Source organism: Thalassobacter sp. HA4-2 (assembly GCF_055693705.1).
This window is the reverse complement of the sequence record NZ_JBVFUK010000001.1, coordinates 1666550-1688601: the sequence shown is the minus strand read 5'-3', so window position 1 is coordinate 1688601 and position 22052 is coordinate 1666550. Positions and strand designations below refer to the sequence as shown.

The window sequence follows — 22052 nt, the reverse complement described above, 5'->3', positions numbered from 1 at the left end:
CCTACCGATTGGTGCGCCCGGCAAAACGCGCGGTCTCCGCGGCGGCGGCCCGGATCGCTTTGGACTTGTTCACGGTTTCCTGAAACTCCGCCTCGGGGTCGCTGTCATAGACCACGCCGCCGCCCGCCTGAATGTAAAGCTTGTCATCCTTGACCACCGCCGTGCGCAGGGCGATGCACATGTCCATATCCCCGTTGGAGGCAAAGTACCCCACACCGCCGCCGTAGACGCCGCGCTTTTCAGGCTCCAGCTCGTCGATGATCTCCATGGCGCGGACCTTGGGCGCACCTGACACGGTGCCCGCAGGCAGGCCTGCCAGCAGGGCAGACAGGGCGTCCTGATCCTCGGCCAATTCGCCCACCACGTTGGACACGATGTGCATCACGTGGCTGTAGCGTTCGATGATGAACTTCTCGGTCGGGCGCACGGTGCCGATCTTGGACACTTTGCCCGTATCGTTGCGCCCCAAATCCAGCAGCATCAGGTGTTCAGCACATTCCTTGGGATCGCCCAGCAGGTCCGCCTCCAGGGCGCGGTCGGCCTCGGGGGTGTCCCCACGGGGACGGGTGCCGGCGATGGGGCGGATCGTGACCTCGGACCCGAAGACCCGCACAAGGATCTCGGGCGAGGCGCCGACCACGTGATACCCGCCGAAGTTGAAGAAGAACATGAAGGGCGAGGGGTTCGTGCGCCGCAGCGCCCGGTAGAGCGCGAAGGGCGGCAAGGGAAAGTCCTGCGTCCACCGCTGGCTGGGGACCACCTGAAAGATGTCGCCCGCGCGGATGTAATCCTTGGCCTTTTCCACCGCCGCCAGATAATCGGACTTGGAGAAATTCGACACCGGCTCGGGCAGGTCCGCCACCCCGTCGAAATCCGTGCGCCCGGACACGGGCCGTTCCAACGCGCGTAGGGCGTCGGACAGACGCTCTGCGGCTTGGGCATAGGCCGCGCGGGCCGGGGTGCCTGCATCCGCCCATGCGGGGGCTACAAGGATCACCTCGCCCTTCACCCCGTCCAGAACCGCCACCACGGAGGGGCGCATCAGATAGGCGTCGGGCAGGCCAAGGGGGTCGGGGTTCACGTTCGGCAAATGCTCGACCAAGCGGATCATGTCGTAACCCAGAAACCCGAACAGACCGGCGGCAGAGGCGGGCAGATCGTCGGGCAGGTCAATCCGGCTTTCGGCCAGCAGGGCGCGCAGCGCGGTCAGGGGATCGCCGTCGCAGTCCTGCCAGCCATCGGGATCGTAGCGGGCGGCGCGGTTCACGCGGCTGGTGGTGCCGCGACATTCCCAGACCAGATCAGGCTTCATGCCGATGATCGAATAGCGGCCCCGCACCTCGCCCCCGGTGACGGATTCCAGCATGAAGGACTGCGGCTCCGCCTCTGCCAGCTTCATCATCAGGGACACCGGCGTGTCCAGATCGGCCGCCAGGCGGGTATAGAGGACTTGGTTCTGGCCCGCCTCGAAACGGGGGCCGAAGTCGGCAAAGTCGGGCAGAATGGCCATGGTCTAGAACTGCCCGCCTTGAGTGGACAGGGCGGTCAACGCCGCGTTCACGGCCCCTTGGTTCAGGGTGAACCCGGCCTCGGCCTGGACGGCCTGGCCGTAAGCCTCGAACACGTCCTGGGCCAGCCCTTGCCCCATGGAGGTGCGCAGGGCGTCGACCGCGGCCTGCACCTCGGTGTCGGTCATGTCGGCGGCGTTGATGGCATCCACGCGCACCACATAGGCCGTGCCGTTCTGGCCGCTGATGGCCAGCGCCGTGCCCACGTCCGCCTCGAACGCCTGTTCGATCAGGGTCGCGGGGACGCCATCCAGAAAGCCGTCCCGGGTCAGGCCCGTGATCGTCTCGCCGTCCAGGGGTTGGTCGGGCAGGGCGTCGATCAGGCCCTCGGCCTGTTCCAAAAGCCGTTCGTTGGTGTTGGCGGCGGTCCATGCGGCGGCGACCCGGGGCCGGATATCGGCCAGCGGCGGAATGGCGGCAGGGGTGATCCCGTCCAGACGCAAAGCAAACACGCCGCCGTCGGACAGGTTGATCAACTCGGGAAAGTCCGTGTCCTGCACCGCCGCAGCGGCCAGCTGAAACGCTTGATAGCCCGCGATCCCGCCGCTGTCGCCCGGACGCCAGTCCAGCGTTTCCACGATCAGGTCGCTTTCGGCGGCCAGCTCTTCGAGGGTGGCCCCCCCGGCCAGCAGGTCATCGTTGTCGTCAAAGGCGTCCAGGATCTGGCGACGCGCGGCGTCCTCGGCAAAGTCCACGCGCAATTCGTCCACCACATCCTCGAACGGGACGGTGGTGGCATTCAGGATCGCGTTCACACGGTACAGCGCAGCCCCGAGGTCTGTCCCCACGGGGACAGAAACGCCGGGTTCGGTCATGGCGAACAGGGTTTCACGGACGGCCTCGGGCAGGTCCGCTTCGGTCAGGACCCCCTCGTCCACGTCTGCAAGGGTCAGGCCGCGCGCCTCGACCAGCGCGTCGAATGTGGTCTCGCCCGCCTCGATCTGGGCAAAGGCGCGCATGGCATCGCCCCCTTCCAGAAAGTTCAGGCGTTCGGCCATGATGCGCCGGGGCTGGTTGAACTCGGCACTGCGGGCGGCATAGGCGGCGCGCAGGTCCGCCTCGGGCACGTCCATGTCCCCGGCCAGACGGTCGGGGGTGATCCAGGCCACAGTGATCTGCCGCGCCTCGGGCACGGTGAAATCGGCACCGTTCTCGTCGTAGTAGGCCTGCACCTGCGCGTCGCTGGGGGCAAGGGGGCCGGTGGGCAGATCGTTGGCCCCAAGGGTTACAAGGGTCACGTCCCGGGTTTCAAAGCGCCAGGCGGCCAGGGTTTCGGCAAATACGTCCGAGGGTTGCAGACCGCCGATGATCGCCCCTTGCAACAACTCGCGGGCGGTGTCCTTGCGGATGCTCTCTTCGAACTGGGGCTCGTTCAGGCCCACGCTGCGCAGGGAAAAGCGGTAGGCCTCGCGGTCGAACTGGCCGTCCACGCCTTGGAATGCGGTCGTTTCGCGGATCTGGCGGGCCACTTCGGCATCGCCCACGGACAGGTCCCGGTTGGCGGTTTCGTTGTTCAGGGCGGCTTGGGCGATCAGCTGTTGCAGGACCAATTGATCAAAGCCGAAGGTCTGCATGTCCTGGGTGGAAATCGACTGGCCCGTCTGCTGTTGCAGGCCGCGCTGTTCCTGCTGGAACGCGCGCAGATAGTCTTGCACCGTGACCTCTTCGTCGCCCACTTCGGCCACGGTGGTGGCAGAGTTGCCAAAGCCCGAAATGCCGAAACCGGCCAGCGCAAAGATCAAAAGGCCAAGGATCAGCCAAACAAAGACGTTGGACAGGGTTTTGCCTGTGGATTTAGCCCCGGTGGATTTAGCCATTGTACGCTCCGCTTTCCGATGGCTTTTGGTAGTGGCCAGCGCCGGGGGTGCAAGCGCCTAGATGTGCATCCCGGCCAGCCTGCGGAACAATTCCGCGATCCCGTCCAGATCGGCGTTGGCAAAGGCAATGCGCAGGGTGGTGTCGGCAAAGTCTCCGGGGGCGCGAACATCGTGCCGGGCAGGACCAGCACGCTGGCCGCGTGGACCATGCGTTGGGCCAGTACGTCAGAGGGGAGGTCGTAGGGATGCCGCACATAGGCGAAATAGGCCCCACAGCCCAGCACGTCCCAGCCGGGCAGGGCGTCAAACCCCGCGAGCATGGCGGCCTTGCGGCGCAGGATTTCGTCCCGTTCGCCTGCAACCCATGGACCAAGGTTCTGCAGGCCCCAAAGGGCCGCGCGTTGGCCCAATTGGTTGGGGCAGATGGTGACGGTGTCCAGCCACTTTTCCACCTGGGCCAGACGTTCTGGCGCACAGGTCAGCGCCCCGACCCGATGCCCGGTCAAGCGATATGCTTTTGAAAACGAATAAAGCTGGATCAGCGTCTGGTCCCAGTTGGCGTCTTGGAACAGGTCATGGGGCGGGCCGCTGCGGCTGTCAAAATCGTGGTAGGTCTCGTCGATCACGAGGGCCAGGCCGTGGGCCTTGGCCAGATCGTAGAAGGCGCGCAGGGTGGCGGCGGGATATTCCACGCCGCCGGGGTTGTTCGGGCTGACCAGGATAATGGCGCGAGTGCGGACATCGATCAGCCTGGCCGCTTGTGCGGCGTCCGGGATCAGCCCGGGGCCGGAGGGCAGGGCGCGCGTCTCGACCCCGCCCATGTCCAGCCACATCTTGTGGTTGAAGTACCAAGGGGTCGGCAGGATCACGTTATCGCCCGCGTCGCACAGGGTTGCCATGGCCGCCGTGAACGCCTGATTGCACCCCGAGGTGATCGCCACATGATCCGCCCTGACCGCACCTGCATAATCGCGCGACCAACGATCCGCCACAGCCGCGCGCAATTCGGGCAGGCCCAGAACCGGGCCGTAAAGGTGCGTGCCCGGGTCCAGCACGATGACGTCCGCCATATATGTGCGCAGGGCCTCAGGCGGGGGATCCACGGGGGCCGCCTGACTGAGGTTCAGCAGCGGTTTGTCCTGCGTGAACGTGGCGTCGGCCAGCCAGCGGCGCGCCTCCATCACCGGGGGCGGGGTCGTGGCGGACAGGTTTGGGGTCAGACGCATGGGCGGTCCTTTGGCCTAGAACGGGATTTCGTCGTCCATGTCCGAGGGGCCGCCGTAGCCGCCACCGCCGCCCGGACCGCCGCTGCTGGGACCACGATCAGACCCGCCGCCGTAGCCGCCGCCCTGATTGCCGCCGCCATAGCCGCCACCGCCACGGTCGTCGGACATGTAGCCGCCACCGCCGCCGCCGCCCATCTGGCCACCGCCCCCGCCATCGCCGCGTCCGTCCAGCATGGTCAGGCTCGAGGTATAGGGCCGCAGCACAACTTCGGTGCTGTATTTATCTTGACCGGACTGATCCTGCCACTTGCGCGTCTCCAGCTGGCCTTCGAGATAGACCTTGGAGCCTTTGCGCAAATACTGTTCGGCCACCCGGACCAGTGGTTCGGAAAAGATCGCCACCGAATGCCACTCGGTCCGCTCGCGCCGCTCGCCGCTGCTCTTGTCCTTCCACGTCTCGGAGGTGGCGATGCGCAGGTTGCACACCTTGCCGCCGTTGCCGAAAGTGCGCACCTCGGGGTCGCGCCCTAGGTTGCCGATTAGGATGACTTTGTTCACCGAGCCCGCCATTGCAAGCACTCCCCATATCTCGAATCTGGCCCTCAACAGATCACTTGCACGGGGTTAAGGAAAGCCGAATTCCGCCCAAAACACCGCAAGGCTTCCCTTTTGCGCCATACTCCCTATTGTATGCACCGACGGATATAGGGGCGGATCCACCATATGTTGAGACACATGATTTCGGGTTTGACCGTGCTGACCTTGGCAGGTGTTGGGTCCGCGCAGGCGCAAAACCCCAATCGCATGTCCCAGTTCAGCGACCAGACCCGGCTGCTGGATGGGCGTCTTGCGACGCAATACTCCAACTCCAACCGATTGGTGCCCCAGACCGTTGCGATCCCCACGGCGATCCCGCGCTACACCGGGTCCATGCGGTCGCAATACCTGCCCGTGGCCCGGCAGATGGCGCGCCGTCATGGTATCCCCGAGGATCTGTTCCTGCGGCTGGTCAAACAGGAAAGCAATTGGAACCCCAACGCCGTGTCCCACGCGGGTGCCATTGGTCTGGCCCAGTTGATGCCCGGCACCGCCCGGTATCTGGGCGTGAACCCGCGCAATCCCGAACAGAACCTCGAAGGCGGCGCGCGCTATCTGGCGGAACAATATCGCAAGTTCGGGTCGTGGCGCTTGGCCCTTGCGGCCTATAATGCGGGCCCCGGCGCGGTGGAAAAGCACGGCGGTGTGCCGCCGTTCCGCGAGACGCGTAACTACGTGCGCACCATCTTGGGCCGGCTCTAGGGCACGAAAAAGGGCGCACAGGTTGCCCCGCACGCCCCAAACTGTTCAGACCGACGGCGTTATTTGGACAGCGGCCCGATCATCATGACCATTTGGCGGCCTTCCATCTTGGGCATGTTTTCGATCTTGCCCGTGCCCTCGACACCGGCGGCCACTTTCTCCAACAGCTCACGGCCCAGGTTCTGATGGGCCATTTCGCGGCCCCGGAAACGCAGGGTGACCTTCACCTTGTCCCCGCCTTCGAGGAACTTGATGGTGTCGCGCATCTTGCGCTCGAAGTCGTGATTGTCCGTACCCGGACGCATCTTGACCTCTTTGACGTCGATGGTCTTTTGCTTGCGCCGCGCCTCGGCCTCTTTCTTCTGCTGTTCATATTTGAACTTGCCGAAGTCCATGATCTTGCACACGGGTGGATTGGCGTTCGGGGAAATCTCTACAAGGTCCAGTCCTGCCTCTGCGGCAAGGGCCATGGCCTTGGGGGGATACCACACCGACGTTTTCGCCGTCGGCGCCGATCAGGCGGATTTCGATGGCACGGATGCGGTCGTTGACGCGGGGGCCGGTGTCTCGTTGCGGCGGCGCGTTATGGGGTCTGCGGGCTATGGGTTTGACCTTTCGGTTGTTGTTGTAGCGTGGGCCAAAAGTACCCGCAGTTGGCCCTTTATTCAAGGCCGCTTTCACGGTTGCTGCGCTGCAGCGCTTGCTTTTCCCCCTTAAAACACCCATGACCCTGCCATACCTGACAGCCCACATGAAAAGGAGCGTCCCCATGAGTCGTAATGCAATCGTAGGACTGGCCGTTGTCGTCATCGCCGCACTGGTCACCATCGTCTACACCCAACGCGGGCAAGAGACCGTCGAGGCCGTGCAAGACGCTGCCCCCGAGGTCACAGAAACCGTGACTGAAACCGTGACCGAGACCGTGACCGAAGCTGCGGATACAGCCACCGACATGGCCACGGATGGAGCGGATGCTGTCACCGATGCCGTAACCTCTGCCACCGAAGCCGCCGAAGAGGCCGCGTCTGACGCACTTCAGGCCGTCACCAGCGGTGCAGAAACCGCGACCGAGGCCGCCGCAGATGCCGTTGACGCCGTGACCGAAGCCGCATCTGATGCCGTGGATACGGCAACCGAAGCTGCCTCTGACGCAGCGGATGCCGCGATGGACACAGCTTCCGACGCCGTTGACGCAGCCACCGGTGCCGCGGACGAGGCGACCGACGCTGCTACAGACGCTGCGACCGATGCAACGCAAGCGGCCACCGACGCCGCAACCGAGGCTGCCGATACGGCCGCCGAAGCCACTGACGCAGCCACCGATGCGGCAACAGACGCAGCGGACGCGGCGACGGATGCCGCAACAGACGCAGCGGACGCCGCAACGGATACGGCAACGGACGCGGTTGAAGCCGTCACCGATGCCGCGACGGACACAGCCGAAGGTGCAGCAGACGCCGTCACCGATGCCGCCGATACCGCGACCGTTGCAGCCGAAGAGGCTGGCACCTCCATCACCGATCTGATGACCGCCGATGGGTTTGACGCCGATGCAGCACTCAACATGGTGGAAAATTCCGATCTGGGGTCCATCGCCAAAACCGGTCTGAAAACCGCCATCGAGCAAGCCCGCGACAACCCCGACATGGTGCAAACCGTGATCGACCAGATCAAAGGCGCGATGGGTCAATAAACCCGCCGCACACTCAAAACACAAAAGGCCGCTTCCGGATCGAGGCGGCCTTTTTCATTTCGATAACCGTCAAGGCTTCATTGGGCCAAAAATACCCTCGGGGGCGGCCGCAGGCCGGGGGCAGAGCCCCAAACAAAAAGGCAGGCCCGAGGACCTGCCTTTTCTGAACCGGTACGACCGGGACCCTAACGGGACCCTAGTCCAGAAACGCCTTCTCGACCACGTAATGGGCGGGCTTGGAGTTCGCGCCTTCTTCCAGGCCGTAGCCTTCGAACATCTCTTTCAATTCCAAGTTGAACGCGAGGTTGCCGCAGATCATTGCCCGGTCGGTCTCGGGCGACAGGGGTGGCACGCCCAGATCGGCAAAGGCCTCGCCGGATTTCATCAGGTCCGTGATTCGGCCCATCTTGGGGCTCTCTTCACGGGTGGTCGTGGGGTAGTATTTGATCTTCTTCCAGAAGCCCTCTCCGATCAGTTCGCCCAACAGTTCGTCGTCCTTCAAGCTTTCGATCAGGTCGCGCCCATAGGTCAGCTCTCCGACCTCGCGACAGGTGTGGGTGATGATGATCTCATCGTAGTCCTCATAGGTTTGCGGCTCCCGCAGCAAGCTCGCGAAGGGCGCAAAGCCCGTGCCGGTCGCAAACAGCCACAACCGCTTGCCCGGCAGCAATGCATCATGGACCAGCGTGCCTACGGGTTTGGGGCGCAGGATGATGTCGTCGCCCGGTTTGATGTGCTGCAACTTCGAGGTCAGGGGGCCGTCTTGCACCTTGATGGAATAGAATTCCAATTCCTCGTCCCAGCTGGGCGAGGCGATGGAGTAGGCCCGCAAGAGCGGCTTGACCTTGCCCGTCTCGGGGTGCGGGTCGCCCATCAGGCCGATCATTACGAACTCGCCTGACCGGAATCGCAGGGACGCGGGACGCGACACGCGGAACGAAAACAGACGGTCTGTGTAGTGCTTCACCTCCGTCACCTTTTGAGCGTCGGGCAGGGTGGGAACGGCTTTGGTGGCAGTGGCTTGGGTCACGGGGGAGTGCTCGGTCATGGTTGTTGTACGCGATATCTACATCGCGCACCCTCTATAGGCTTTGATCTGTATCAGGGAAAGGGCGCAGCGGTGGGACAAGTCCCACCCTACCGTAGGGCGGGATTTATCCCGCCGCCCGGCGCAGGCGGGATTGGTAGTCGTGGGCGCGCCAATTGGCCCGGGCCAGCCACTGATCCTCTGGCTGGCGGGCGGCCAGATCGGCGTCGATCTCCACCTCGTCGAAGCCGGACCGCCGGGCCATGGCGTATTGATCCGCGATCACGTGGCCCCGGGCCCGCAGACGCCCGGTGTAGCCCATGGCCCGCAACTGCCGCGCGATGGTAAAGCCACGCCCGTCTGCAAAGCTGGGAAAATCCACCCGGATCATCTGCACCGCATCCAGATAGGGACGCAGCGCCTCGGGCTCTGCATCGCTGCTCAGATCAAGGGCGGCGACGTTGGCCGGCGCCTCGGCCAGCGGTGTAAACGTCGCGTCAAAGGTATCGGGGGCAAAGCCCGTATCGGTCACAATCATCGTCTGTTCCTATCCAGCCACAACGGCGCCGCGCACGGCCCCTCGGGCGGTAAAGTGGATGCCACATTCGGTTTTTTCGCGTCCGCGCCAGCGGCCCGACCGGGGATCCTCGCCCGGGGCAACCTTGCCCGTGCAGGGCGCGCAGCCCAGGCTGGGATAGCCTTGGGCGACCAGCGGGTGGCGGGGCAGGCGGTTGTTGGTCATGTAGTCCTGCACGTCCTCGGGCGTCCAATGGGCCAAGGGGTTGATCTTGATCCGCAGGTCGCCTGCCTCAAAGAACTCCAACGCTGCGCGGGTGCCCGCCTGAAACCGCTTGCGCCCAGTGATCCAGGCATCGAACGGCGCAAGGGCGCGGTCCAGCGGTGCGGTCTTGCGGATGGCGCAGCAGGCGTCGGGGGCGCGGGTGTGCAGGTCGCCCTCGGGGTCCTGGGCAAACAGGTCGTCCGTATCCGGCGTGATCACGCGCACATCCGTCAGGCCAAGGTGGTCCGCCAGTTCGCGTTGATAGGTCAGGGTTTCGGGAAACAGCATGCCCGTTTCCAAGAACAACACCGGCTTGGTGCGGTCCATGACCGAAAGCATATGCAGCAAGACCACCGACTCTGCCCCGAAGGACGACACCAGCGCCGTGGCCCCAAGGTTGGGATCATCCAGCGCCCGGGACATCACCGCAAAGGCGGAATGGTGTTTGTAGGCGGCGTTCAGGGCATCGACCCGTTCCACCATGGGGGTTTCGAAATCAAGCGGCATTTTGCGCGGCCTCCGGGTAAAGGGCGGCCTTGAAGGGCGCAAGGCCCAGCCTGCGATAGGTCTCGATGAAGGTCTCGCCCGGGCCTTCGCGCAGATCGAGATAGGCCAGAACCAGCCGTTCGATGGCGGGCACGATTTCGTCGTAGGCAAAGCCGGGGCCTGCCCGTTCGCCTATCGCCGCCGTGTCCGTGTGATCGCCGCCCAAAGTGATCTGGTAGTTCTCGACCCCCGCTCGGTCCAGCCCGAGGATCCCGATATGGCCCACGTGGTGGTGCCCGCAGGCGTTGATGCAGCCCGAGATTTTCAGCTTTAGGTGGCCGATGTCATGCTCCAGCTTGAGCGCGTCGAACCGCGTTGCGATCTGTTGCGCCACGGGGATGGACCGCGCCGTGGCCAGCGCGCAGTAGTCCATGCCGGGGCAGGCGATGATGTCCGAGATCAGACCGATGTTGGCCGTGGCCAGACCCGCCGCGCGCAATTGCGCGTGGATCGCGGGCAGGTGGCCCCGGGGCACATGGGGCAGGACGACGTTTTGTTCGTGGCTGATCCGCAACTCGCCATAGGCGTAGCGGTCCGCAAGATCGGCCATGACGCGCATCTGATCGGCCGTGGCATCCCCCGGGGTGGCACCGTGGGCCTTGATGCTGATGGTGACGATGGCGTGATCGGAACGCTTGTGATCGGTCAGGTTGGTATCGGCCCAGGACCGGAACACCGGATCACTGTCGTAGGCCGCGCGGTACGGCGCGTCTGGCACATCCGCGTAGGCGGGTGCGGCAAACTGCGCCTCGATCCCCGCCAGCATGGCCTGATCGACACCGCCAAAGGCGGGGCGGATGCGGGCAAACTCTGCCTCGACGCGGCTCCGGATATCCTCGATCCCGTTTTCATGCACGGTGATCTTGATCCGTGCCTTGTACTTGTTGTCCCGGCGGCCAAGGCGGTTGTAGACGGCCACGATCGCCTCGCAATAGGGCAGCAGGTCCGCCTTGGGCAGAAAGTCGCGCAGCACCTTGCCGATCATCGGCGTGCGCCCCAGGCCGCCACCCACGACGACCTGATAGCCCGTGTTGCCTGCCGCATCACGCACCAGACGCAGGCCGATGTCATGGGCCTTGATCACCGCACGGTCGGCGGCAGCCCCGGTCACGGCAATCTTGAACTTGCGCGGCAGGAACTGAAACTCCGGGTGGTCGGTGGACCACTGGCGCAACAGCTCTGCGGTGGGGCGGGGGTCCTCGACCTCGTCCGCCGCGGCCCCTGCGAAATGGTCGGCGGTGACGTTGCGGATGGTGTTACCGCTGGTCTGGATGGCGTGCATCCCCACTGTTCCCAGCTTGTCCAGCATGTCGGGAATGTCGCGCAGCTTGGGCCAGTTGTACTGGATGTTCTGGCGGGTGGTGAAATGGCCGTAACCCTTGTCATAGTCCTGCGCCAGATCCGCCAGCACCCGCATCTGAGCCCCGCTCAGCGTGCCGTAGGGGATCGCCACGCGCAGCATGTACGCGTGCAGTTGCAGATAGACCCCGTTCATCAGGCGCAGGGGCTTGAACTCGTCCTCGGTCAGGGACCCGTCCAGCCGCCGTTCCACCTGTGCGCGGAACTGGGCGTTGCGTTCGGCCAGAAAGGCGGTGTCGAATTCGTTGTATTGATACATCAGGACAGCTCCACTTGTTTGCCATGGGCATAGTTGGATGGGCCGGTGGCGCGGAAATCTTCACGAAAATGAACAGGTTGCCCGGCAGTGTTCACGTCCATCAGGTAGACGCCCACGACCTGTTGCGGCTGGCTGGATCCGTCCAGCAGGCGGATTTGCGCGTGAGCCTCGTCGGTGATGACCTCTGCTGCGTCCAGCGCGCGGACCCAGGTGTCATCGGCGGCAAGGTAGACCACGTCGCCCAACAACAGATCATTGCCGGTGACGACCTTGGGGGTGAATGGCTTGCGGCTCATTGTGCAGCCTCCTGTAGCGAAAGGGTTTTCGTGGCGGCGAGGGCGGCGCGCGGAGCCAGCCCGTAAAGGGTCAAGGCGGGCCCGTGCACCCGGTCCATGGTGTCATGCAGGTCGGCCAGGGTGGTGGCGTGCACCCGCTGGTCAGGCTGGCTGGCGCGCTCCACGATGGTGACGGGGGTGGCATTGTCGGCCCCGTGCATGATCAAGCGGCCCTGGATGAAGCGCGCGGACCGGCGGCCCATGTAGATCGCCGCGACCTCGCCCGGGCGGGCCAGTGCGCGCCAATCCTGTTCGGCATAGCCGCGTGTGTCATGCCCGGTGATCAACCGCACGGCGGAATTGCGACCGCGCTTGGTCAGGCTTTGCCCAATCGTGGCCACAGCCGCCGATGCAGCGGTGATCCCGGGGATGATCGTGTAGGGGACATCGGCGGCCTGCAGGGCCTCGACCTCTTCGTCGAGACGGCCAAAGACCGTGGCGTCGCCCGCCTTCAGGCGTACCACATGGGCCCCTTCCAGGGCGTGTTCCACCAACATGGCGTCGATGTCGCCCTGGGCGGTGGAGGGGCCAAAGCCCGTCTTGCCCGCGTCGATGATTGTTGCCTCGCGGCGCGCGAGTTCCAGAATCGCGGGGGGCACAAGGCGGTCGTGGATCACCACATCAGCCCGGTCCAGCGCCTTGCGCGCCTTCAGGGTCAACAGATCCGGATCCCCGGGGCCTGCGCCCACCAGATCCACATGGCCTTGGCGCGCCTCGTCGGCCTTGGCCTCGGCCAGCAAGGTTTCGAGGGCGGGCAGCACGGCGGCGGGGCCGTCCGACAGGGCCTTGGGTCCGCGTTCAAAGTAGTACTTGGACCAAAAATCCCGGCGCGCCGCCCCGGCGGGCAGGGCAAAGACAGCCCGGCGGAACCCCTTGCCGATGCGCGCCAGCAGGCCCAACTCCTGCGGCAGTTTTTCTTCGAGGTCGCGTTTGATCGCCCGCGCCAACACGGGGGCCGCGCCTTCGGTGCCGATGGCCACCACAACCGGGTCCCGGTCCACAATGGCGGGGGTGATAAACTGGCTGTCGGACAGGTTGTCCACGATGTTGATCGGCGCGCCATCGGCCGCGGCGATCCGGGCCACGCGGGCATCCTCGGCGGCGTCCTCGTTGGCGGCGTAGAACAGCACGGCGCACATGGTGTCCCCGGGTTCCATCGCGCGCGGGTGCAGGGTCAGGCGGCCTTGTGCGTGCCAATCGTGGATCTCGGGCGCGGCATCGGGCGCAAAGACGTTGATATGCGCCTCGCTCTTCATTAAAAGGCGTAACTTGGCCAGCGCCGCGTCCCTCCCGCCCGACAGAACAATGCGGCGGCCGGCGACGGCGAGGAAGATGGGGAAGTGCTGCATTTGGGGCGCCTCGGGCTTGGTGTGTTACCGGATATATAGAACATTGTTCCCCCTTGAGGCGAGATGCGCCGCAAGATAAGGAACATTATCCCAACCCGCGCCAAACACGGGACGCATGTTTCCCAATCCAAGGAAAAACAGAATGACCGTCCGCCTAGACGACACCGACCGAAACATCCTTGCGGCCTTGCAGGACGATGCCAGCCAAAGCCTGGACGAGATCGCCCGCAAGATCGGCTCCTCCAAGACGCCGGTGTGGAATCGGATCCGCAAGATGCGCGAGGCGGGGATCATCGAACGCACCACCGCCATTCTGGACCCCGAGGCCCTGGGCCTGGAGGCGTGCTTTTTCGTGCTGATCCGCACATCGGAACACGAGGCGGAGTGGCAGGAGAAGTTCCTCGCCACCCTGCAGGCCCGGCCAGAGGTCATGGAGGCACACCGCCTTGCGGGGGACATCGACTATATCCTCAAGGTGCAGGTCGCCAATGCCCGCGCCTATGATGTGTTCTATCAGGCTCTGATCGCAGAGGTGCGCGTGTTCAACGTCACGGCCCTGCTGAGCATGGAGACCATCAAACACACCACCGCGCTGCCGCTTTAGAACGCCGCCGCCAGCCGCGCGATGCCTGCGGGGATGTCCCGTTCTGCGATCGACGAATATCCCAGTCGAAAGAACCGCCGCTGGGCCGGGGTCGGATCGCCAAAGAACGCGGCCCCCGGTTCAATCAGTACCGATTGGCTGCGCAGACGGGCCGCCAGATCGGCGCTGTCTGTTCCCACGGGGGCCTGCATCCACACGGAGGATCCGCCAAAGGCGTTGTTGGTCGCGGGGGCCAACCCGTTGTCGGTCAGCGCGCGGTCCAGCACCACGCGCCGCGCCTTGTAGGCACGCGCCACACGTTGCACCTGCGCGTCGTAGTGACCGTGGCCAAGGTAGTAGGCCACCGTGCGCTGGATGTGCCCGGGCGGGTGGCGCAGGACCACGGCCCGCAGGGCACGCGCCTCACGGATCACGGGTTCGGGGGCCACCATGAACCCCAGCCGCAGCCCCGGAAAGATCGACTTGGAGAACGAGCCGATGTAGATCACCCGCCCGTCCCGGTCCAGGGATTTAAGGGCTGGAGAGGGGCGCTGCATATACCCAAGCTCGAATTCATAGTCGTCCTCGACCACCACGAAATCATCCGCCGCCGCCCGCGCCAGCAGGGCCCGCCTGCGCGCCGTGGGCAGGGTGACAGAGGTCGGGCAATGGTGCGAAGGCGTGGCAAACAGCACATCTGTCCCCGTGGGGACAGTGGCCGGATCCAGCCCCTGTGGCCCCACGGGCAGGTTCACCAGATTGCAGCGGCTTTGCGCAAGGATATCGCGCAGTTGCGGATAACCGGGGCTTTCCATCACCGCCGTGCGCCGTTGGGTCAGCAGGATTTGCGCCACGGTCCACAGGGCGTTTTGCCCGCCAAGGGTGATCATCACCTCCTCTGGTCGGGCGGTGAAGCCGCGCCGGGGCAGGATCAGGCGGATGATCTGGGTGACAAGGTCCGGGTCGTCCGCCGCGTAGGCATCGGCGGCAAGGGCGTTGAAGTCCCGCTTGCCCAAGGCCTCCAGGGCGCAGCGCCGCCAGCTTTGGTGGTCGAACAGGGTGGCATCGGGCTGCCCGTAGATGAACGGATAGCGGTAGCTGCGCCAATTGGCCGGACGCTCCACCCCCGAGGCTTGGGCCCCTTGGCGCAGCACCCGGGACCATTCGACCGCCGCCCGGGGCTGTGCCAGCACCCGGGGCGGGGCGATGGGTTGCGGCGCGGAGTCCGAGATATAATACCCCGACCGCCCCCGGGACGTGACGTAGTCATTGGCCACAAGGTCCGTATAGGCCAGCGTGATCGTGATCCGCGACAGGCCCAGATGATCGGCCAACCCGCGCGACGAGGGCAGCTTGTCACCGGGCGCAAACCGCCCCGCCAGTACCCCTTGGATCACCATGTCCTGCACCTGCCGTTGCAGGGTGCCGGGGTGGTCGGGATCAAGGTTGAAACTTTCGACAGCGATGCGCATGGGGGTAGGCTATACTGGACCGATAGACCTGACAATCTGGATATAAAGGGGCCGCGCATTGGCCCAAATCGCCAAAAGAACAAAATTCTGCTTTTCGCGGCATGGGCCGCATGTGCCGCGCCCCCCGAAACCACCCCCGAAAACCACCCCGAAACGCCCCCCGAAAAATGCAGGCTCTAAAAAGCAGGTACTAAAAAGCAGGCCCCAAAAAAACCGCCCGCCCCGGGGTGGGGGCAGGCGGCAGCATGGTCGTCCGATCGTGCGGGAAAATGCGGGTCTAGTTGAACACCCGCGTCAGGGCCTTGTCCACGGAGGCTGCGATCTGGTCCAGATCGTCCTTGGTCGAGATCAGGGCCGGGCTGAAACACAGGGTGTTGTTGAACCCGGGCAGGGACCGGTTGGTGGCCCCGATGATCGTGCCTTGGGCCATGCAGTCGGCCACGACCGCCTGCACCTTCTTTTCGTCCGCCGGTTCCCGGGTCGTGCGGTCGGCCACCAGTTCGGCGCCGCAGAACAGCCCCTTGCCGCGCACGTCCCCGATCACCCGGTGCTTGTCCTGCAGGCCGCGCAGCAGGTCCATGAAGTAGTCGCCCATGGCATTGGTGTTGCCCAGCAGGTCTTCGCGTTCGATGATCGCCATGTTTTCCAGCGCCGCCGCAGGACCGGCGGTGCAGCCCCCGAAGGTCGAGATATCGCGGAAGTAACCCATGGGGTCGCTGGCGTCGTCCTTGAACATCTCGAACACCCGCTCGTTCGTGACGGTGCAGCTGATCGCGGCATAGCCCGAGGCCACGCCCTTGGCCATGGTCACAAAGTCAGGCCGGACCCCGTAGTGTTGATAGCCGAACCACGCGCCCGTGCGGCCCACGCCGCAGACCACCTCGTCGATGTGCAGCAGGATATCGTATTTGTCGCAGATCTCCTGCACCCGGGGCCAGTAACCTTCGGGCGGGACGATCACGCCGCCCCCTGCGGTGATGGGTTCAAGGCACAGGCCCCCCACGGTGTCGGGTCCTTCGCGCAGGATGACCTCTTCGATGGCATCAGCGGCGCGGCGGCCGTAATCCTCGCCCGACAGGTCGCCCCAGCCCTGATCGCCCGCCCGGTATTCAAGGCAGTGGGGCACGGGCACGAAGCCGGGGGTGAAGGGGCCGTATTGCCCGTTGCGCTGCGGCTGGCCGCCAGCGGACAGGGCGGTGATGGTGGTGCCGTGGTAGTCGCGTTCGCGGTACAGGATCTTGTGCTTGCGCCCGCCGTGACGTTTGTGGGCGATCTGGCGGATCATCTTGAAGGCCTTTTCGTTCGCCTCGGACCCGGAGTTGGAGTAATACACCCGGGTCATGCCGGGCATCTTGGAGATCAGCTTTTCGGCAAACAGCGACCCGGGGATGGACCCGGCGGAGTTCGCAAAGTAGTTCATCTTGACCAGTTGGTCGCGCACGGCGTCGGCGATTTCGGTGCGCCCGTAGCCCACGTTCACGGTCCACACCCCGCCCGACACGGCGTCGATGTGTTCCTTGCCGTTCTGGTCCCACACGCGCATACCTTTGCCTTCGACAATGATACGCGGCTCGCCGGTTTCCAGGGCCTTGTGCTGCATCATGTGGTGCCACAGGTGGGCGCGGTCGGCCTCGACGATGTGGGTCAGGTCGTTGGGCGTGGTGACAGTGGACATCGTTCAGTCTCCCGGTTGAATGGACGCTTGCAACCGTGATGGCCCTAAATGCGCCGGGCCGATAGGGCCAAATGCGATGCAGGCTTAGGGCCAAATCAGGGGGCTGGGCGGGCGGAGTTGCCTTGCCCCGGGGGCCTTGGGCGGTATAACCGGGCGCATTGCAACCAGCCCGCACATTCGGGGACGGACATTTGGGGACGACAGGGATGGCATCTTCCAGCGACCCGGCCACGCGCGGTTTTCTGCGCCATGTGGTGTTTTTCTCGGCCCGCGATGCCGCCGATCTGGACCGGATCGAGGCCGGGCTGCGCCTGTTGGCGGACATCCCCCACGCCCGGCACTTCGAGGTCTGCCGCAACCAAAAGGCCGACGGGATCGGCAATGCCGTGGATGTCGTTGTCTATGCGGAGTTCGAGGACCAAGCGGCCCTGGCCGCCTACCACGCCCATCCCCTGTATCAGCGCAGCATCGAGGTTGTACGCCCCTTGCGGGACCTGCGGGTGGCCGCGGACTTCTAGTAGCCGCGCCAGATCCAGCCGCCACCAAAGATGCGGGTGCTGTTCTGGTCGTAGAACACACAGGCCTGTCCGGGGCTGATCCCGTCCTCGGCCACGATCAGCTCCACCTCGGCTTGGGTGGCTGAAAGGGGGCGGATGATCGCGTCGCGCGGGGGGCGGGTGCTGCGGACCTTGACGCCCACGTGCCATTCCCCCTGACTGTCAAAGGGCGCGTCGCCCAGCCAGTTGATCTCGCGCACGGGGATGGTGCGGGTAGACAGCATGTCCTTGGGCCCTACGACCACGCGCCGCGTGTCCGCATCCAGCTTGACCACATAGAGCGGTTCCGACAGCCCCCCGATGCCCAAGCCCCGCCGCTGGCCGATGGTGTAGTGGATGACCCCATTGTGCTGGCCCAGAACCCGCCCATCGGCGTGGACGATATCGCCGGGCTCGCCCGCGCCGGGGCGCAGTTTCTCGATCACGGCGGCATAATCGCCGTTCGGCACGAAACAGATGTCCTGACTGTCGGGCTTGTCCGCCACCGCCAGCCCGTATTTCGCCGCCAGCGCCCGGGTGTCGTCCTTGCTGGGCAGATGGCCCAAGGGAAAGCGCAGATAGTCGAGCTGTTCCTGCGTGGTGGAAAACAGGAAATAGCTTTGATCCCGGTTCGCGTCCGCGGCGCTGTGCAGTTCGGCCTTGGTCGCGCCCATCATACGCTGGATATAGTGGCCCGTGGCCATGCAATCGGCGTCCAGATCCCGCGCGGTTTCCAGCAGGTCCTTGAATTTGACCCGTTCGTTGCAGCGGATGCAGGGCACGGGCGTGGCCCCGGCCAGATAGCTGTCGGCGAACTCGTCAATCACCGCTTCCTTAAAGGTGTTCTCGTAATCCAGCACGTAATGGGGAAAGCCCATCTCTTCGGCCACCCGGCGCGCGTCGTGGATGTCGCGGCCCGCGCAACACGCGCCCTTCTTGGCCAGCGCCGCGCCATGGTCGTACAGCTGCAAGGTCACGCCCACCACGTCATAGCCCTGTTCGGCCAGATGTGCGGCCACGACCGAACTGTCCACGCCGCCAGACATGGCGACGACAACGCGCGTCTCGCTGGGCGGCTTGGCGAATCCCAAGGAGTTGAGGGCAGGATCGAGGGGCATGGCGGCGCTCCGGGTGGGGTTGGGGGCCAGATTGGGGTGGGTTAGGGCCAGATATATGAAAATCTTAGGTATTCTCAAGGGCGGGCTTCAGACAGCCTTAAACATCTGCGGGCAAGACGGGGGCGACACGAAGATGAGGGACCAAAATGTACATCCGTCGCCCAAAACAACCCTATTCGGTGACCTTGCCCAACGGCAAACAAATGACCCGCGATGATCTGCCATCGCCCAAGACAACCCGTTGGGTTGCAAGCAGAAAAGCCGCCGTGGTGATCGGCGTGCAGGCCGGGCTGATCGGGTTGGAGGAGGCGTTGGAACGCTATGGCCTGTCCGAGGAAGAGTTCGCCTCGTGGGTCTATGCCGTGTCCACTCATGGGGTGCCGGGGCTGAAGACGACCGACCTGCAGAAGTATCGTTAACGTCCAGTTGTATTTTTAGATAGGTCACTTACGGTAACGGTGCGTTAACCTTTTTGACCAAAGTTGGGTGCATTCAAGGGGCATAAGGAGAATTCACGATGCGAGTCCTACTGGTCGAAGATGATCCAACCACGTCGAAAAGCATCGAAATGATGCTGTCCAACGCCAATCTCAACGTCTATTGCACAGATCTTGGCGAAGAAGGCATCGATCTGGCGAAACTCTATGACTACGACATTATTCTGCTCGACCTGAACCTGCCGGACATGAATGGCCATGATGTCCTGCGCCAGTTGCGGCTGGCCCGGATCGAGACGCCGATCCTGATTCTGTCCGGGGCCGACGATACCGAAAGCAAGATCAGGGGATTCGGGTTCGGGGCCGATGACTACATGACCAAGCCCTTCCACCGCGAAGAACTGGTCGCCCGCATCCACGCAATTATCCGCCGGTCCAAGGGCCATTCCCAATCCGTGATCAAGACGGGCAAGGTCTGTGTCAATCTGGATGCCAAGACCGTCGATGTGGAAGGCGCGCCTGTGCATTTGACGGGCAAGGAATACCAGATGCTGGAACTGCTGTCCTTGCGCAAGGGCACCACCCTGACCAAGGAAATGTTCCTCAACCACCTCTATGGCGGCATGGACGAGCCGGAGTTGAAGATTATCGACGTCTTCATCTGCAAGCTGCGCAAGAAGCTGGCAGAGGCGAATGGCGGTGAGAACCATATCGAAACCGTGTGGGGCCGGGGCTATGTGCTGCGCGACCCTGTCGGGTCGGAAATGCAAGAAACCATCGCCGCCGCGTCCTGACCCACTGGAAATGGGGGCAGGGGCCACCTACAACCAAACCCTAAGCTAGGGGCGGGGTGGCCATGTCGGACGTAGAGAATATGACAGAACAGGACGCGCGGGCAGAGCTTGCGCGTCTTGCCAGCCTTTTGGGGCAGGCGAACGTGGCCTATCACGGCAAGGACGATCCGGTTCTGACGGACGCGGAATTTGATCGTCTAAAACGTGAGAACGCCGCCATCGAGGCGCGTTTTCCGGATCTGGTCCGCGACGACAGCCCGTCCCGACAGATCGGCGCCCCCGCCGCCGACGGGTTTGGCAAGATCATCCACGCCCGGCGGATGCTGTCCCTTGGCAATGCCTTTGACGCGGAGGACGTGCAGGACTTTGACGATCGCGTGCGCAAGTTTCTGGGACTGGCACCGGATGATCCGCTGGCCTACACCGCAGAACCCAAGATCGACGGTCTGTCCCTTTCTTTGCGTTATGAAAAGGGCCAGCTGATCCAGGCGGCCACGCGCGGCGATGGCAGCGTGGGCGAAAACGTCACTGCCAACGCCCGCATGATCGCGGATATCCCCCACACCCTGACGGGCGATGTGCCCGACGTGCTGGAGGTGCGGGGCGAGGTCTATATGTCTCACACCGAATTCGCCGCCCTGAACGCGCGCCAGTCGGACAAGGGTGAAAAGACCTTTGCCAACCCGCGCAACGCCGCCGCCGGATCCCTGCGCCAGTTGGATCCAGAGATCACCCGCGCGCGCCCCTTGCGGTTCTTCGCCTATGCCTGGGGCGAGGTTTCGGCCCCGCTGGCCCCCACCCAGACCGAGGCGCTGGCGCGGCTGGCGGCGATGGGGTTTGTGCTCAATGACCTGACCCGGCGCTGCGCCACGCCCGCCGAGCTGCTGGCCCACTACAGCCACATCGAGCACCGCCGCGCGGATCTGGGCTATGACATCGACGGGGTGGTCTACAAGGTGGACGATCTCGCCTATCAGGACCGGCTCGGCCTACGCTCCACCACGCCCCGCTGGGCCATCGCCCATAAATTCGCCGCCGAACTGGCCTGGACCCGGCTAGAGGCGATCGACATCCAGGTGGGCCGCACCGGCGCGCTCAGCCCCGTGGCGCGCCTGACCCCCGTGACCGTGGGCGGCGTCGTGGTGTCCAACGCGACCCTGCACAACGAGGATTATATCAAGGGGCTGAACGCCAAGGGTGAGGCGATCCGCGACGGCCGTGACATCCGCGTGGGCGACCGGGTGCAGGTCTACCGCGCAGGCGATGTGATCCCCAAGATCGCGGACGTGGACCTGTCCGCGCGCCTCGACGACGCCACCCCCTTCCCCTTTCCGACCACCTGTCCCGAATGCGGATCGGATGCGGTGCGCGAGCCGGGCGACGCCGTGCGCCGCTGCACGGGCGGGATGATCTGTCCCGCGCAGGCCGTTGAAAAGCTGAAACATTTCGTCTCGCGCGCCGCCTTCGACATCGAGGGGTTGGGCAGCAAACAGGTGGAGCAATTCTATCTGGACGGCTGGATCAAGGATTTCGCGGACATCTTCACCCTGCGCGACCGCTACGGCTCCGGCCTTCAGGCGCTCAGGAACAAGACCGGCTGGGGCGAGAAATCCGCCACTGCCCTCTTCGCCGCCATCGACGCCAAACGCACCATCCCCCTGAACCGCATGATCTTTGCCCTTGGCATACGCCACGTGGGCGAACAGGCGGCGAACCTGCTGGCGCGCCACTATGCCGACTGGCCCCAGTTCGAGGGCGCGCTTGTCGCCGCCGCGGACCCGGACGACCCGGCCTACGGGGCGCTGGTGGATATCGACGGGGTCGGGCAGGTCATGGCGGCGTCGCTGATTGCCACCTTTGCCAACCCCGCCGAACGCGCGGCGATCGACCGGCTGGTGGCGCATCTGGACGTGACCCCCGTGGCGCGGGCCGACACCTCCGCCTCCCCGGTGGCGGGTAAGACGGTGGTCTTTACGGGCACCTTGGAACGCATGTCCCGGGCCGAGGCGAAGGCCCGCGCCGAAAGCCTGGGCGCCAAGGTCGCAGGCTCCGTCTCTGCCAAGACCGATCTGTTGGTGGCCGGGCCCGGTGCCGGGTCCAAGGCCAAGAAGGCTGCGGATCTGGGCGTGGAAACCATCGACGAAGACGGCTGGTTCGACCTGATCGCGGGCCACTGAT

General features: G+C 64.6%; 20 protein-coding genes and 1 pseudogene. 7 read left to right on the top strand and 14 right to left on the bottom strand.

Going from position 1 to position 22052, the window contains the following annotated elements; genetic code table 11:
- Position 1 precedes the first annotated feature (1 nt).
- From trpE to ssb, 4 genes and pseudogenes are all read right to left on the bottom strand, one after another.
- Positions 2 to 1510: an anthranilate synthase component I gene (gene trpE / locus ACZ1G0_RS08645; RefSeq protein ID WP_472736570.1), complete on the bottom strand. Its 1509-nt coding sequence runs from the start codon at positions 1508 to 1510 to the stop codon at positions 2 to 4.
- 3 nt (positions 1511 to 1513) lie between these two features.
- Positions 1514 to 3385, bottom strand: a complete 1872-nt coding sequence (locus tag ACZ1G0_RS08640; protein ID WP_472736569.1) for a peptidylprolyl isomerase — start codon at positions 3383 to 3385, stop codon at positions 1514 to 1516.
- Between the two features lie 57 nt (positions 3386 to 3442).
- Positions 3443 to 4611, bottom strand: a pseudogene (locus tag ACZ1G0_RS08635) (aminotransferase).
- A gap of 15 nt (positions 4612 to 4626) precedes the next feature.
- A complete protein-coding gene (ssb, locus tag ACZ1G0_RS08630; RefSeq protein WP_472736568.1) occupies positions 4627 to 5181 on the bottom strand; it encodes a single-stranded DNA-binding protein in 555 nt (184 codons plus the stop codon).
- Positions 5182 to 5334: 153 nt separating this feature from the next.
- On the opposite strand from ssb, the gene ACZ1G0_RS08625 reads away from it, so the two are divergent.
- Positions 5335 to 5910, top strand: coding sequence for a lytic transglycosylase domain-containing protein (locus ACZ1G0_RS08625; RefSeq protein WP_472736567.1), 576 nt, complete (start codon positions 5335 to 5337; stop codon positions 5908 to 5910).
- A gap of 59 nt (positions 5911 to 5969) precedes the next feature.
- Here the strand turns inward: ACZ1G0_RS08625 and infC are convergent, their stop codons facing one another.
- A complete protein-coding gene (infC, locus tag ACZ1G0_RS08620) occupies positions 5970 to 6380 on the bottom strand; it encodes a translation initiation factor IF-3 (RefSeq protein WP_472736566.1) in 411 nt (136 codons plus the stop codon).
- Between the two features lie 299 nt (positions 6381 to 6679).
- On the opposite strand from infC, the gene ACZ1G0_RS08615 reads away from it, so the two are divergent.
- Positions 6680 to 7603, top strand: a complete 924-nt coding sequence (locus ACZ1G0_RS08615) for a translation initiation factor 3 (RefSeq protein WP_472736565.1) — start codon at positions 6680 to 6682, stop codon at positions 7601 to 7603.
- Positions 7604 to 7799: 196 nt separating this feature from the next.
- On the opposite strand, the gene ACZ1G0_RS08610 is transcribed toward ACZ1G0_RS08615, so the two are convergent.
- The 6 genes from ACZ1G0_RS08610 to cysG form a co-directional block, all read right to left on the bottom strand.
- Positions 7800 to 8651 carry a ferredoxin--NADP reductase gene (locus ACZ1G0_RS08610; RefSeq protein WP_472736564.1) on the bottom strand — a complete coding sequence of 284 codons (852 nt, stop codon included), beginning with the start codon at positions 8649 to 8651 and terminating at the stop codon, positions 7800 to 7802.
- Positions 8652 to 8757: 106 nt separating this feature from the next.
- Positions 8758 to 9168 carry a DUF934 domain-containing protein gene (locus ACZ1G0_RS08605; protein WP_472736563.1) on the bottom strand — a complete coding sequence of 137 codons (411 nt, stop codon included), beginning with the start codon at positions 9166 to 9168 and terminating at the stop codon, positions 8758 to 8760.
- 9 nt (positions 9169 to 9177) lie between these two features.
- Positions 9178 to 9918 carry a phosphoadenylyl-sulfate reductase gene (locus tag ACZ1G0_RS08600; protein WP_472736562.1) on the bottom strand — a complete coding sequence of 247 codons (741 nt, stop codon included), beginning with the start codon at positions 9916 to 9918 and terminating at the stop codon, positions 9178 to 9180.
- Positions 9908 to 11575 (bottom strand): nitrite/sulfite reductase, encoded by a 1668-nt coding sequence (locus ACZ1G0_RS08595; protein WP_472736561.1) that lies wholly within the window; start codon positions 11573 to 11575, stop codon positions 9908 to 9910. Before ACZ1G0_RS08595 ends, ACZ1G0_RS08600 begins: the two co-directional genes overlap by 11 nt.
- Positions 11575 to 11871 carry a DUF2849 domain-containing protein gene (locus ACZ1G0_RS08590; protein WP_472736560.1) on the bottom strand — a complete coding sequence of 99 codons (297 nt, stop codon included), beginning with the start codon at positions 11869 to 11871 and terminating at the stop codon, positions 11575 to 11577. The genes ACZ1G0_RS08595 and ACZ1G0_RS08590 overlap by 1 nt, the downstream gene beginning before the upstream one ends.
- Positions 11868 to 13259 (bottom strand): siroheme synthase CysG, encoded by a 1392-nt coding sequence (gene cysG / locus ACZ1G0_RS08585; RefSeq protein WP_472736559.1) that lies wholly within the window; start codon positions 13257 to 13259, stop codon positions 11868 to 11870. The genes ACZ1G0_RS08590 and cysG overlap by 4 nt, the downstream gene beginning before the upstream one ends.
- Positions 13260 to 13401: 142 nt before the next feature.
- Between cysG and ACZ1G0_RS08580 the strand changes: the two genes are divergently transcribed.
- Complete coding sequence (locus ACZ1G0_RS08580; protein WP_472736558.1) at positions 13402 to 13863, top strand: Lrp/AsnC family transcriptional regulator; 462 nt, start codon at positions 13402 to 13404, stop codon at positions 13861 to 13863.
- On the opposite strand, the gene pdxR is transcribed toward ACZ1G0_RS08580, so the two are convergent.
- Complete coding sequence (gene pdxR / locus ACZ1G0_RS08575) at positions 13860 to 15314, bottom strand: MocR-like pyridoxine biosynthesis transcription factor PdxR (RefSeq protein ID WP_472736557.1); 1455 nt, start codon at positions 15312 to 15314, stop codon at positions 13860 to 13862. The two genes, ACZ1G0_RS08580 and pdxR, sit on opposite strands and share 4 nt — an antisense overlap.
- A 277-nt stretch (positions 15315 to 15591) precedes the next feature.
- Positions 15592 to 16989, bottom strand: a complete 1398-nt coding sequence (locus ACZ1G0_RS08570) for an aminotransferase family protein (protein WP_472736556.1) — start codon at positions 16987 to 16989, stop codon at positions 15592 to 15594.
- A gap of 206 nt (positions 16990 to 17195) precedes the next feature.
- On the opposite strand from ACZ1G0_RS08570, the gene ACZ1G0_RS08565 reads away from it, so the two are divergent.
- Entirely contained in the window at positions 17196 to 17507 is a 312-nt protein-coding gene (locus ACZ1G0_RS08565; RefSeq protein ID WP_472736555.1) for a Dabb family protein, read from the top strand.
- Here ACZ1G0_RS08565 and mnmA read toward each other — a convergent pair.
- Positions 17504 to 18643, bottom strand: coding sequence for a tRNA 2-thiouridine(34) synthase MnmA (gene mnmA, locus ACZ1G0_RS08560; protein WP_472736554.1), 1140 nt, complete (start codon positions 18641 to 18643; stop codon positions 17504 to 17506). The two genes, ACZ1G0_RS08565 and mnmA, sit on opposite strands and share 4 nt — an antisense overlap.
- Positions 18644 to 18789: 146 nt before the next feature.
- Between mnmA and sciP the strand changes: the two genes are divergently transcribed.
- The 3 genes from sciP (at position 18790) to ligA (ending at position 22051) form a co-directional block, all read left to right on the top strand.
- Positions 18790 to 19062 carry a CtrA inhibitor SciP gene (gene sciP, locus ACZ1G0_RS08555; RefSeq protein WP_472736553.1) on the top strand — a complete coding sequence of 91 codons (273 nt, stop codon included), beginning with the start codon at positions 18790 to 18792 and terminating at the stop codon, positions 19060 to 19062.
- A gap of 98 nt (positions 19063 to 19160) precedes the next feature.
- Positions 19161 to 19874 carry a response regulator transcription factor CtrA gene (gene ctrA / locus ACZ1G0_RS08550; protein ID WP_472736552.1) on the top strand — a complete coding sequence of 238 codons (714 nt, stop codon included), beginning with the start codon at positions 19161 to 19163 and terminating at the stop codon, positions 19872 to 19874.
- Positions 19875 to 19936: 62 nt separating this feature from the next.
- Complete coding sequence (ligA, locus tag ACZ1G0_RS08545; protein ID WP_472736551.1) at positions 19937 to 22051, top strand: NAD-dependent DNA ligase LigA; 2115 nt, start codon at positions 19937 to 19939, stop codon at positions 22049 to 22051.
- Position 22052 lies beyond the last annotated feature (1 nt).